Raw genomic sequence first — 14,040 nt, 5'->3', positions numbered from 1 at the left:
TCTCGACGAAACCTGGCAGCCGATTGCGGAAGATGGCCAGCTTGGCCCGGTGACGGCGAAAAGCTTCGCAACCCTGGCCCGGCGCCTGCCGGCCGACAGCATGGCATCGCTGTTCGATCTCGGCACGCCGCCCTCGGTTGGTGGGGTGGGCAACAGAAAGGGCAAGGCCGCAAGCCAGATGCCGCAGCTCTCAGCCCGCGACCCAAATCCGCGCCAGCGCCTGCGCACCGGTATGCTGTGAATGGCGAGGCGGCGAATACGGATCCGGGGCCATGACGGTACGGGCGCCATGACAGCATAGGCATTATGACAGCACGAGTGAATGTCACGACATTTCTGCTGGTAAAAGTTTGTGGAAGCACCGACTGAATGGTGTAGGATCAACCATCCTTAGTTGCCGCTTTTCGGGACGGGCGCATGCCTTTGGGATTAGGGCGAGGGCCTTGCCTCGCAATCTGTATCATCGCCGCATTCTGCAATCTCGCCCTCGGCCTGGCATCGCGCAGCCTGTATGCCGCCGATCTGCGATTGGGCTATCCCGATCAGGCGGCCCATCCGTTTCATCTCGGCGATGGCAGCGACGTGCCGCAACAACAACCCGGCATGGCGGTGGACCTGACCCTGCGGCTGCTGCATCAGGCCGGCCTGAACGCGGACCTGCTGCGGTTGCCAATCCGCCGCCTGCACGAGGAAATGCGGGCCGGCCGGGTGGATGGCTGGATCGGCCTGTCTTACACGCGCGAGCGCGCCGAATACCTGGCCTATCCGACGCGCGATGGCAAACCGGATTCCGAACGCCGGCTGCTGGCCAACCATTATGCGCTGTATCGCCCCCAGGGCGGCAGCGCGCATTGGACGCTACCGAGCCTGTTGATCGGCGCCGAAGGCGGGCCGCTGCCGATTGTTCTCGGCCTCGATGGCGGCGCGCTGGCCATGCCGGCGGGTTTTGCCCTGGTGCAGGAAATCCGCGGCAGCCGACAAAGCGTGGAGGAATATGCCGATACCGCGCATATGTTCCGGCTGCTGGCGCTGGGCCGGCTGCCTGCGGTGCTGTCCAAGCAGAATGTCGCCGACCGGTTGATCGAAGGGTTGGGCGTTGCACCGCGCATCGAAAAACTGCCCGGCACGCTGTCGCGCGATTATTTCCTCGCCGTGAGCAAGCGGCTGCATGCCGAACGCCGCGATACGATCGAAAAATTATGGGATGCGATGGCACAGCAGCGCGAGGCGGTCTATGCCGAACTGGCCCCGCTCTATCGCTAAACCTCTGTCGCTAGAACCTCTATCGCAGGGTCTTGAGCCTGGGTCTTAAGCCTGGGTCTTAAACCTGGGCCTTAAGCTTGGGCCAGCGCCCGGCGACGCCGTTGCAGCAGCCACCAGCCGATCTTGGTAAGCGCCCGGCCGAAGCGGCCCTGAGGATCGAAATCGCAGGCCTTCAGCGCCATGTTCAGGCCGCGCTGCACATGTTCGAAACGATACAGCCCCAAGGCACGACGGGCATAGGCGCGGCTCTGGCGGTCGCGGTCATAGGCTTCGCTTTTGCCATTGCCGCACCAATAGGCCATGGCGAGTTCGTCGTCGGAGGCTTCGTTGACACGGCCGAGCGCGATGCGCAGGCGATGCCAGCGGCCCAGCGGCTTGCCCAGCCGGGAATCCTGCTGATAGCGCCGCAGATGATCGAGGAACAGTTTGTAATGGCGGAATTCATCGGCGGCGATCTTGCCGGCGATCCAGCGCAGCACGGGCTCTTCGGTGCTGTCGCGGATGGCACTGTAGAAGCTGGAGGTGCCGCATTCCACCACGCAGCGCGCCACCAATTCGCCGGCCCGGCTGCCGCGCACCGAACTTTCGGCCTCCAGCGGCAAGCGATAGCCGGCCACGAAATCCGCCATCGCCCGGTCGGGATCGAAAGCCGGATCGGCCCGCTTGCACCAGGCCGCCAGGGCCGCGCCATGCTGGCGCTCTTCCACGCCCCATTGCCGGGCGGCGGCGCGGAAGGCCGCGTCCTCGGTGAACACATTGTTCAGATAGGTGACATAATCATCGGCGTTATGCTCCACCAGGGCGGCGGCCTTCACCGCCCGCAGCAGATCGGGGTCCACCTTGCTGGCGTCGAATTGCGCCCAGGGGATATCATCGAGATGCCAATGCGAAGCCATGGACGCTATCTAATGCATTGGCGGAATTTTACAATCGGATGACACGCCGGAGATCGTCAACATGTCGGTATTCTACCATAACCCGCGTTGCAGCAAATCGCGCCAGGCCTTGGCCCTGTTGCAGGAAAACGGCCACCAGCCCCAGGTGGTCGAGTATCTGAAAACCCCGCCCACGGCTGCGGAATTGTCGGAAATCCTCAAAAAACTCGGGCGGCCTGCGCAGGATATCGTGCGCCTGAAAGAGGCCCGCGAGGCCGGTTTCGAACCGGCCGGCTTAAGCGATGCCGCCCTGCTGGCCAAGCTGGCAGCGCATCCGGCGGCCATCGAGCGGCCGATTTTCGTGCATGGCAAACGCGCCGCCCTGGGCCGCCCGCCCGAGCAGGTGCTGCATATTCTGTAACCCGGCTCCCAGTACCCCGAGCTGCCTGTGCAGCTTGGGGCTGTAGCCTCGGCTGCCGGCCGGGATTATGCTCGCGCCCCACAATGTCCGACCTCGCAAACACCACTCCACAACAAGCCACTGCTGAAGCGCGTTCGCCGCTTTCCGCCACGGCGCTGCTGCTGCTGGCCACCCTCACCCTGTGCTGGGGCATCAACTGGCCGATCATGAAGCTGTCGCTGACCGAAATACCGGTCTACAGCTTCCGTGCCATGTGCATGGCCGGCGGCGTGGCCGGGCTGTTTGCCATCGGCTTTGCCAGGCGGCTGGATATGCGGGTGCCGCGCGGCTATTGGGGCAAGCTGGGCATCGTCTCGCTGTTCAACATCACATTCTGGAATATCCTGGTGCTGTTCGGCCTGGCGGTGTTGCCGGCGGGGCGCACCAGCATCCTGGCCTTCACCATGCCGCTGTGGGTGGTGATCATTTCCGCGCTGGTACTGGGCGAGCGGTTGAATGCCTGGCGGCTGGCCGGCCTGGCGCTGGGCCTCACCGGCCTGGCCGTGCTGGTGGGCGGCGAATGGGCGGCGATGGCCGGCGCACCGATAGGCGTGGCGCTGGTGCTGTCTGCCGCCATGAGCTGGGCGATCGGCATCGTGCTGATCAAGAAATTCCAGATTCCGATGAACAACGTGCCCTTCACCGCCTGGCAGATGCTGCTGGGCAGCATTCCGATCTTCATCGCCGCCCCTTTGCTGGAATCCGGGCAATGGGCCCATTGGTCGGCGGTGGCCTGGAGCGGCGTGATCTATAACGCGCTGATCTGCTTCGTGCTCTGCTACTGGATCTGGAACCGCCTGGTCACCACCCTGCCGGCGCAGATCAGCGGCCTGTCCACGCTGATGATTCCGGTGGTGGGGGTTTTTTCATCCATGCTGATGCTGGGCGAGCGCCCGGGCTGGCCGGAATTCACCGCGCTGAGCCTGATCATCATGGCGCTGGTACTGGTGCTCAAACCCAGCCGCTAGACTGCGCCGCTACACTTCGGTGATCTGCGCGAAATTGTAGGTCCAGGCCCGGCCGGCGCTGGTGGTGATGGTGGCCACCAGCACAGAGCCTGAGGCGAAATCGCCATCGGCGTCGAAATACAGCTTGCCGGTCTGCTGCTGATAGACAAAGCCGGCCTCGCCGAAATTGGTGGCAGACATCGCCGCCGCCGTGGTGACCGCCGCGATATTCACGCCATCCTGCAACGCCCCGGCCAGCACGAAGGCATCGCCGGCGAATGTGCTGTCGTTGTTGGTGTCCAGCGCGATGTAATCGATGGCGCTCATGTCGCGCACCGTATCGGCATGGCCGTTGGTGGCTTCGGTGAACACGAATGTATCGGCGCCGCCGCCGCCGGTAAGCGTATCCTGGCCGGTGCCGCCCACCAGGGTGTCGGCGCCGCTGCTGCCCACCAGGGTATCGATGCCGGCGCCGCCCAGGATCAACGAACCCTGGGTGCCCACGGCGGTGATGCTGTCGTTGCCGCTGCCGCCGGTGATGGTTTCGATGCCGGCCACGGTGATGCGGTTGCCGCCATTGGCGAGCGTCAGGCTGTCGTTGCCCGCGCCCAGATCGATGCGGCCGGCGGCCAGGGTGGTGGCCAGCGTCACCGCATCGGCGCCGCTGCCGCCCATGATGGTTTCGATATTGCTGGCGGTCACCGTGTTGCCGCCATCGGCCAGGGTGAGCTGATCGTTGCCCAGGCCGAGATCGACGCTGCGCGAAATGGTTTCGCCGAAGGTGACGTAATCGTTGCCGCCGCCGGCCACCAGGGTTTCCAGGCCGGTGACGGTGATGCGGTTGGTGCCCGCGCCCAATGTGAGGCTGTCGTTGCCGGCGCCGAAATTGAACACGCCGTTCACCGCGTTGGATCCCAGCGTCACGATATCGTCGCCGCTGCCGCCGGTCAGGGTTTCCACATTCGACATGGTGATGGTGTTGCCATCATCGGTCAGTTTCAGGATATCGCGGCCGGCCATCAGATCGATGGTGACGCCGGTCACGCCTTGCGTGAAGCTGACCGTATCGTTGCCGTTGCCGCCCACCACGGTTTCGATATTGGTGACGGTGACATTGTTGCCGCCCACCGCCAGCACCAGCTTGTCGTTGCCATCCAGCAGATCGATGCTGCCATCCAGCGTGCTGCCCAATGTGATGATATCGTTGCCGGCATTGGCGATGATGGTTTCCACGTTGGTGAGCGTGAAGGTGCCGCCATCGGCCGCCAGCACCACCACATCGTTGCCATCGCCCAGATCGATCTTGCTGTTGACGGTGGAACTGCCGATGGTCACCTCGTCGTCGGCAATGCCGCCGGTCACGGTTTCGATATTCGTGACGGTGACGATATTGATCTCGTCGGCCAGCACCAGGCTATCGTTGCCGCCGGCGAAATCCAGCTCCATCACGATACCGCCCAGGAAGGTGATGGTATCGGCGCCCGAGCCGCCGACGATGCTTTCCAGGTTGGCCACGCTGATGCGGTTGGTGCCGGCCACCAGGGTGAGGCTGTCGCTGCCATCGCCGAAATCGTAGCGCGCGCCGAAATGATTGCCGCTCAGGGTGATGATGTCGTCGCCATCGCCGCCGGTCAGGCTTTCCACATTGGCCATGGTCAGCGTGTTGCCGCCATCGGCCAGGGTAAGGCTGTCGCTGCCGCCGGCCAGATCGATCAGGCCGCCATCCAGCAATGTGGTGAGCGTGACGGTGTCGGCGCCGCCGCCGCCGATAACGGTTTCGATATTGGTGGCGGTGATCGCGTTGACACCGGTATACAGCACGATCTTGTCGGCGCCGTCGCCCAGATCGAGCGTGCCTTCCTGGGTGGAGGTGAAGGTGATGGTATCCGAGCCGGCGCCGCCCACCAGGGTTTCCACGCTGCTCACCGTGATCACATTGGTGCCATCCACCAGGATCAGCTTGTCGTTGCCCGCGCCCAGATTGAAACGCGCGCCGGTGACGCCGGATTCCAGCGTGATGATGTCGTCGCCGGTGCCGCCATTGATGGTTTCGATATTCACCGCGGTGATTTCGTTGCCGCCATTGGCCAGGGTGAGGATATCGTTGCCGGCGCCCAGATCGATGGTCTCGATCTTGGTATCGGCCATGGTGATGGTGTCGTTGCCCGCGCCCGCCACCAGGTTTTCCAGGTTGGACAGCGTCATCTTGTTGTTGCCGGTGCCCAGGGTGAGGGTATCGGTGCCGTCGCCGAAATTGTAGCTGCCGCTGGTGATGCCGCCGGTCACGGTGATGAAATCGTCGCCGGCGCCGCCCACCAGGGTTTCCACGCCGCTCAGCGTGATGTCGTTGCCATCGTCGGTCAGCACCAGCTTGTCGTTGCCCGCGCCCAGCGAGATCAGCGCGCCCACGGCTGCGGCAGACAATGTGATGCTGTCGGCGCCCGAACCGCCGATGATGGTTTCCACATCGGCGAAGGTGACCGCGTTGGTGCCGTTCATCAGGGTGACATGATCCAACCCCGAACCGCCCTGCACGGTTTCGATATTGCCCACGGTCAGCTTGTTGTCGCCATCGGCCAGCGTGAGGATATCGTTGCCGGCGCCCAACTGGTAGCTGCCATTGGTGATCACCAGATCCAGCGTGATCTCGTCGGCCCCGCTGCCGCCGATCACGGTTTCCACATCGGATAGGGTGAGCTGGTTGCCGCCATTGGCGAGCGTCAGGCTGTCATTGCCGGCGCCGAGATCGATGGTGTCGGAACGGGTCTGGGCCAGGGTGAGGATATCCTGGCCATCGCCGCCGATGATGAATTCGACATTCGATACGGTGATCTTGTTCACCCCGGCGCCGAGATGCAGCGTGTCGTCGCCATCGCCGAAATCGAAATTGCCGGCGGTGACGCCGCCCAGCGTGCTGATCGTATCGTTGCCGGTGCCGGCCTTGAGGGTTTCCACATTGGCAACCGTGATGACGTTGTCGCCATCCTGCAGGATCAGCTTGTCGTTGCCGCCGCCCAGATCGATGCTGAAATCGGTTTCCACTTCCGCCAGCGTAACGGTATCGGCGCCGCCGCCGCCCACCACGGTTTCGATATTGGTGACCGTGATGGCATTGGTGCCGCCGGCCAGCACCAGCTTGTCGTTGCCATCGCCGAAATCGAAGCTGGTGGTGGCGGTACCCGACAGCGTTACGGTGTCGTCGCCATCGCCGCCCACCACGCTTTCCACGTTGGAGACGGTGACATTGTTGCTGGGGCCGCCGAGATAGATTTCGTCATGGCCGCTGCTGCCGGCCACGATCTCCACATTGGAGACGGTGACCACCGAGGCCTTGGTGAGGGTGAGGGTATCCTTGCCGTCGCCCAGATCGATCTCGCCGGTGAAAGCCTGGCCGAGCGTGACGCTATCGGCGCCCGAGCCGCCGGTGAGGCTTTCGATATTGGATATCGTGATGCGGTTGATGGCGCCGGCAAGCGTGAGGCTGTCGTCGCCGTCGCCGAGATCGAAATTGCCATTCACCACGCCGCTGGTCATGGTGACCACATCGGCGCCGATACCGCCCTTGATCACTTCCACATTGGCGAGCGTGAGGGTGTTGTCGCCATCGGCCAGGTTGATGGTATCCCGGCCTTCGCCCAGATCGGCGGTGAAATCCTCCACCACCGCCTGCAGCGTGATGGTATCCACGCCGGTGCTGCCCACGATGGTTTCGATATTGGCCGCGGTGATGGTGTTGACGCCGTCGGCCAGCACCAGCTTGTCGGCGCCATCGCCCATTTCGACCGTGCCGCTCACCGTGGCGGTGAGGGTTACGGTATCGTCGCCATCGCCGCCGATGATGGTTTCCACGCCCGACAGGGTGACATTGTTGCTGTCGCCGCTGAGCGTCACGCTATCGGCGCCGCTGCCGCCCACCACGGTTTCCACGCCGGACAGCGTTACGGTATTGCCGCCGGCCGCCAGGGTCAGCTTGTCCTTGCCATCGCCCAGATCGATGCTGCCATTCAGCGTGGTGCCCAGGGTGATGGTATCGTTGCCGGCGCCGCCGGTGAGGCTTTCGACATTCGATACCGTCAGCACATTGGTGCCATCGGCCAGGGTAAGGCTGTCGCTGCCGCCGGCCAGGTCGATCTTGGCGCCGGTAAGCGCGGCATCCAGGGTGATCAGATCGGCGCCGGCGCCGCCCAGCACGCTTTCCACCGAAACCAGATGCACCACATTGCCGCCATCGGCCAGGGTGAGGCTGTCGTTGCCGCCGCCCAGATCGATGGTGTCGGTCACGGTCTGGGTGAAGGTGACGGTATCGGCGCCGGAGCCGCCGACCAGGAATTCGATATTGGTGAGCGTGACCGTGTTGGTGGCATTGGCCAGGGTGAGCGTGTCGTCGCCATCGCCGAAATCCAGCGATCCGGTGATGCCGCCCACGATGGTGATGCTGTCGTTGCCGCTGGCGGCCACGATGGTTTCCACATTGCCGATGGTGATCACGTTGTCGCCATCGGCCAGGGTGACCGAATCGTTGCCCTTGCCCAGTTCGATATAAACGCCGCTCATCGCCTCCGAGAGCGTGACATTATCGTTGCCGCCGCCGCCGGTGATGGTTTCGATATTCGCCACGGTGACCGTGGAGCCGGCATTGGCCAGAACCAGCCGGTCGGCGCCGTCGCCCAGATCGATCACCTCGGCAGTGCCGGTGAGCGTGATGATATCGGCGCCCGCGCCGCCGGTGATGGTTTCCACATTGGCGACATTCAGCCGGTTGCCGCCATCGGCCAGTTGCAGGCTGTCGTTGCCGGCGCCCAGATTCACCGTGCCGGCGGCAATCGCGGTATCCATCACCACCACGTCGTCGTCGACGCCGCCGGTGATATTCTCGATATTGGAAGCGGTGAGCGTGTTGCCGCCATCCACCAGGATCAGCGTATCGTTGCCGCCGCCCAGGTCGATGCTCTGCGACACCGTGGCGGTGAGCGTGACGTGATCCTGCCCGCTGCCGCCGGTGATGCTTTCGATATTGGTGACGGTGACGCGGTTATTGGTGCCGGCCAGGATCAGGCCGTCGTCGCCATCGCCGAAATCCAGCGCGCCGGTAACCGAACTGCCGATGGTGATGACATCGCTGCCATTGCCGGCATTGATGGTTTCGACATTGGAGATGGTGACCGTGTTATCGCCATCGGCCAGGGTGACGATATCGTTGCCGCCGCCCAGATCGATGGTCACGCCATCCAGCGGATTGGAGAACACCACTTCGTCGGCGGCATTGCTGCCCAGCACGGTTTCCACATTGCTGATGCTGAAGCCGGTGCCGCCGGCAGAAAGCGTCAGCTTGTCGTTGCCATCGCCCAGATCGATGATGGCGGCATCGCTGCTGGCCAGGGTTACCTGGTCATTGCCGGTGCCGCCGGTTACGGTTTCCACATTGGTCAGCGTCACCCGGTTGCTGCCATCGGCCAGCACCACGCTGTCGGCGCCATCGCCCAGGTCGATGCTGCCCGAGGTGATCGCATCGGCGAAGGTGATGGCATCGGCGCCGCTGCCGGCGATGATGGTTTCGATGCCGGTGGCGGTGAGTGTGTTGTCGCCATCCACCAGGGTGAGGCTGTCGGCGCCGCCGCCCAGATCGATGCTGCCATCGATATTGGCCGTGAGCGTCACCTTGTCGGCGCCCGAACCGCCGGTGATGGTTTCGATATTGCTGAGCGTGACGGTGTTGTTCAGGCCGGTCAGTTTTACGCTGTCGTTGCCATCGCCGAAATCCAGTTCGGCGGTGAGCGATGTGGAAATCGTCACATCGTCGTCGCCGCTGCCGCCGGTGATGGTTTCGACATTGCCGATGGTAACGCTGTTGCCGCCATCGGCCAGCACCACGCTGTCGCTGCCGGCGCCGAGATCGATGCTTACGCCGCTCTGGCCGGTGGTGAAACTGACCGTATCGTTGCCGGCGCCGCCGGTGATGGTTTCGATATTGGCCGCCGTGACATTGCTGCCGCCGGAAGCCAGCACCAGCTTGTCGGCGCCATCGCCCAGGTCCACTTCGGCATCGCCGGCAGCACCCAGGGTGATGGTATCGGCGCCGCTGCCGCCGGTGATGCTTTCGGTGTTGCTTACCGTCAGGCTGTTGGTGCCGTCGGCCAGTTGCAGGCTGTCGATGCCATCGCCCAGATCGATCCGCGCCCCGGTGCTGGCGCTGCTCAGCGTGATCGTATCCTCGGCATTGCCGCCGGTGATGGTTTCGATATTGGCCGCGGTGATGGTGTTGCTGCCATCGGCCAGGGCAAGCTTGTCGTTGCCCGCGCCCAGATCGATTTCCAGCGTGGCGGCCTCGCCCAGCGTAACGCTGTCGGCCCCGCTGCCGCCGGCCACGGTTTCGGCGCCGCTGACGGTGACGGCGTTGCCGGTGCCGGTGAGCGTGAGGCTGTCGTTGCCGGTGCCGAGATCGAGGCTGACGCCGCTGCCATTCACCGTGATGGCATCGTCGCCCGCGCCGCCGGTGATGGTTTCCGCATTGGCGATGGTGAGCTGGTTGCCGTCATCGCTCAAGGTTACGCTGTCGGTGCCGGCGCCGAGATCGATATGCACCCCGGTCTGCCCGGTGGTGAAGGTGATGTCGTCGGCGCCCGCGCCGCCTGTGATGGTTTCCACATTGGCGGCCGTCACGCTGTTGCCGCCGGCCGACAACGTGAGTTTATCGGTGCCATCGCCGAGATCGACCGTGAGCGCGCCGGTGCTGCCCAGGGTGACGCTATCGGCGCCGCTGCCGCCGGTGATGGTTTCGGTGTTGCTCACCGTCAACGTATTGGCGCCATCGGCCAGGATCAGTTCGTCGTCGCCGCCGGCCAGGTTGATATTGGCAGTGTTGGTGGTGGCGCCCAGGGTGACGATATCGGCATCGGCGCCGCCGATGACGGTTTCCACATTGCTGACGGTGATGCTGTTGCCGCCATCCACCAGGGTGAGCTTGTCGGCGCCGCCGCCCAGATCCACCGGCCCGGCCATGGTGGAGGTGAGCGTGACGGTATCGGCGCCCGAACCGCCGGTGATGGTTTCGATATTGGTGATGGTAACGGTGTTGGCGGCATTGGCCAGGGTGAGGCTGTCGTTGCCATCGCCGAAATCCAGCGCGCCGCTATAGCCGCTGCCCAGGGTGATGGCATCGTCGCCGGTGGACGCGTTGATGGTTTCCACATTGGCGATGGTGAGGCTGTTGGTGCCATCGGCCAGGGTGATGCTGTCGTTGCCGCCGCCCAGATCCACGCTCACGCCGGTCTGCGCATCGGTGAAAACCAGGCTGTCGGCCCCCGCGCCGCCGGTGATGGTTTCGATATTGGCCGCCGTCACGCTGTTGCCGCCGGCGGCAAACACCAGCTTGTCGGCACCGCCGCCGAGGTCGACCGTGATCGCGCCAGTGCTGCCCAGGGTAACGGTATCGGCGCCCGAACCGCCGGTGATGGTTTCGGTGTCGCTTACCGTCAGGCTGTTGGTGCCATCGGCCAGCACCAGGCTGTCGCTGCCGGCATTCAGGTCGATGCTGATGCCGGTGGCCGGTGCGTTCAGGGTCACGGCATCGTCGCCGCTGCCGCCGGTGATGGTTTCGATATTCGCCAGGGTGATATCGCCGCCGGCATCCGACAAGATCAGCGTATCGCTGCCGCCGCCCAGATCCACCGGATTGGCCATGCTGGCGGTAAGCGTAACGGTATCGGCGCCGCTGCCGCCGGTCAGGGTTTCCACATTGCTGACGGTGACGACATTGCCGCTGCCGCTCAGGGTGAGCCGGTCATCGCCATCGCCGAGATCGATATTGCCGCTGCCGCTATAGGTAACGCTGTCGTTGCCCGTGCCGCCGGTCACGGTTTCGGCATTGGCGATGGTCAGGCTGTTATCGCCATCGGCCAGGGTTACGCTGTCATTGCCGCCGGCCAGGTCCACCCGCGTGCCGCTCTGGGTGCCGCTGAAACTGACGCTGTCGTTGCCGGCGCCGCCGGTGATGGTTTCCACATTGGCGGCCGTGACGCTGTTGCCGCCGGCCGATAGGGTGAGTTTGTCGCTGCCACCGCCCAGATCCACTTCGGCGGCGCCGGTGCCGCCCAGGGTGATGGTATCGGCGCCGGTGCCGCCGGTGATGGTTTCGGTGTTGCTCACCGTGGCGCTGTTGGTGCCGTTGGCCAATTGCAGGCTGTCGTTGCCAGCGGCGAGATCGATCTGCATGCCGGTGCCGGCAGCACCCAGCTGGATCGCATCCTCGCCGGCGCCGCCGGTGATGGTTTCGGTGTTGCTTACCGTGATGCTGTTGCCGCCATCGGCGAGCGTGAGGCTGTCTTTGCCGCCGCCCAGATCCACATGGCCGGTGGCGGTGCCGGTCAATGTAAGCTGGTCGTTGCCGCCGCCGCCGGTCACGGTTTCGATATTGCTGGCGGTTACGCTGTTGCCGCCATTGGCCAGGATCAGGCTGTCGTTGCCATCGCCGAAATCCAGCGTGCCGCTGAATGTGGTGCTCAGGCTGATCGTGTCGTTGCCGGTGCCGGCATTGACGGTTTCCACATTGCCGATGGTGATGGTGTTGTCGCCATCCACCAGGGTAACGCTGTCGCTGCCGCCGCCCAGATCCAGCTTGGCATTGACCTGCACCTCGGTGAACACCACGGTGTCGTTGCCCGCACCGCCCACCACCTGCTCTACATTGCTGACCGTGACGCTGTTGCCGCCGGTGGACAGCGTAAGCTTGTCGCTGCCGCCGCCGAGATCGACGATGGCATCGTTGGTGTTGCCCAGCGTCACATTGTCGGCGCCGGTGCCGCCGGTGATGGTGGCGGCATTGCTCACCGTGAGGCTGTTGGTGCCATCGGCAAGCGTGAGGCTGTTGGCGCCATCGCCGAGATCGACCTGGCCGCCGCTGACCGCATTGCCCAGCGTGACGATATCGTCGCCCGCGCCGGCATTGATGGTTTCGGTGTTGCTGATGGTGAGCGTGTTGCCGCCATCGGCGAGCGTGAGGCTGTCCTTGCCGCCGCCGAGATCGACATTGCCGGTGACGATATCGGTGAGCACCACGGTATCGGCGCCGGAGCCGCCGGTAACGGTTTCCACATTGGCCACCGTCACCACATTGCTGCCGGCGCCCAGGATCAGCGTGTCGTTGCCATCGCCGAAATCCACCGTGGCGCCGCCCGGCGCCTGCACGGTGATGAAATCATCGCCATTGCCGCTGGTGATGGTTTCGGCATTGGCGATCGTCATACCATTGCCGCCATCGGCCAGCACCACGCTGTCGCTGCCGCCGCCGGCATCCACGCGGGTGCCGTTCTGCGCCTCGGTGAAGCTGATCGTGTCGTTGCCGGCGCCGCCGCTCACGGTCTCCACATTGCCGACGGTGACATTGTTTCCGCCGGCCGCAAGCACCAGCTTGTCGCCCACGCCGGTGCCGAGATCCACTGTGGCATCGCCGGTGCTGCCCAGCGTCACCACATCGTTGCCGGTGCCGCCGGTGATGGTTTCGATGTTGGTGGCGGTCAGGCTGTTGCCGCCATCGGCCAGAAACAGCTGGTCGTCGCTGCCGCCGAGATCCACTTGCGCATTGTTGGCCGGGCTGCCCAGGGTGACGATATCCTCGCCGCCGCCGCCGGTGATGGTTTCGGTGTTGCTGATGGTGAGCGTGTTGCCGCCATCGGCCAGCGTGAGGCTATCCTTGCCGGCGCCGAGATCGAGGCTGGTGGCGGCGGTGTCGGTGAGCGTGACATGATCGGCGCCGCTGCCGCCGGTGATGGTTTCGGTATTGGCGATGGTGACGGTGTTGCCATTGCCGCTGAGCAGCACGCTGTCGTTGCCATCGCCCAGATCGAGCTGACTCACCGTGCCGGTCACGGTGAGCATGTCGTCGCCGCTGCCGCCGGTGATGGTTTCGGTGTTGCTCACCGTCAGGCTGTTGCCGCCATCGGCCAGCGTCAGGCTGTCACTGCCGCCGCCGAGATTGACGGTGATGCCGCTCTGGGTATCGGTGAAGGTGACGCTGTCGTCGCCGGCGCCGCCGGTCACGGTTTCGGTATTGGCCAGGGTGATGGTGCTGCCGCTGGAAGACAGCGTGATCTTGTCGGCGCCGCCGCCCAGATCCACGGTAACGATGGGCGATACCGTGCCGGTCAGCGTGATGCTGTCGTTGCCCGCGCCGCCGATGATGGTTTCCACATTGGCCAGGGTGAGATTGCTGCCGATGCCGGATACCGTCACGCTGTCGTCGCCGGCGCCGAGATCCAGCGTCATGCCGGTGCTGCCATTGCCCACCGTGATGCTGTCGGCACCCAGGCCGCCGGTCACGGTTTCCACATTGGTCAGCGTGATGCTGTTATCGGCATCGGCCAGGGTGAGGCTGTCGTTGCCGGCAGCCAGATTCACCAACGCATCGCTCACGCCTTCCAGCAGCGTGATCGAATCATCGTTGACGCTGCCGGTCAGCGTCGCGATGGTCGAAAGGGTTGCGTTGGTGCCGGTGGGCATC

At 64.3% G+C, this 14,040-nt stretch carries 6 protein-coding genes; 4 read left to right on the top strand and 2 right to left on the bottom strand.

The genetic code is table 11. The features are described from left to right. Both KF827_RS03510 and KF827_RS03505 read left to right on the top strand, forming a co-directional pair. Positions 1-241: hypothetical protein (locus KF827_RS03510; protein ID WP_291000148.1), on the top strand; the 241-nt coding region annotated here is incomplete at its 5' end. Between the two features lie 176 nt (positions 242-417). Next, positions 418-1,263 (top strand): transporter substrate-binding domain-containing protein, encoded by an 846-nt coding sequence (locus KF827_RS03505; RefSeq protein ID WP_291000145.1) that lies wholly within the window; start codon positions 418-420, stop codon positions 1,261-1,263. A 71-nt stretch (positions 1,264-1,334) separates the two neighbouring features. Here the strand turns inward: KF827_RS03505 and KF827_RS03500 are convergent, their stop codons facing one another. Beyond that, positions 1,335-2,159 carry a ferritin-like domain-containing protein gene (locus KF827_RS03500; RefSeq protein WP_291000142.1) on the bottom strand — a complete coding sequence of 275 codons (825 nt, stop codon included), beginning with the start codon at positions 2,157-2,159 and terminating at the stop codon, positions 1,335-1,337. 61 nt (positions 2,160-2,220) lie between these two features. Here KF827_RS03500 and arsC point away from each other — a divergent pair, with 61 nt between their 5' ends. Together arsC and KF827_RS03490 are read left to right on the top strand one after the other, a co-directional pair. Continuing rightward, a complete protein-coding gene (gene arsC, locus KF827_RS03495; protein ID WP_291000139.1) occupies positions 2,221-2,559 on the top strand; it encodes an arsenate reductase (glutaredoxin) in 339 nt (112 codons plus the stop codon). 83 nt (positions 2,560-2,642) lie between these two features. Beyond that, positions 2,643-3,566, top strand: a complete 924-nt coding sequence (locus tag KF827_RS03490) for an EamA family transporter (protein WP_291000136.1) — start codon at positions 2,643-2,645, stop codon at positions 3,564-3,566. Positions 3,567-3,575: 9 nt separating this feature from the next. Here the strand turns inward: KF827_RS03490 and KF827_RS03485 are convergent, their stop codons facing one another. Continuing rightward, a complete protein-coding gene (locus KF827_RS03485; protein WP_291000133.1) occupies positions 3,576-14,039 on the bottom strand; it encodes a calcium-binding protein in 10,464 nt (3,487 codons plus the stop codon). Position 14,040: the final 1 nt, after the last annotated feature.

This window comes from Ferrovibrio sp., assembly GCF_019636075.1.
In the GTDB taxonomy this organism is placed as follows: domain Bacteria; phylum Pseudomonadota; class Alphaproteobacteria; order Ferrovibrionales; family Ferrovibrionaceae; genus Ferrovibrio.
The sequence above is the reverse complement of the archived record's forward strand: the minus strand, read 5'-3'. Positions and strand labels throughout refer to the sequence as shown.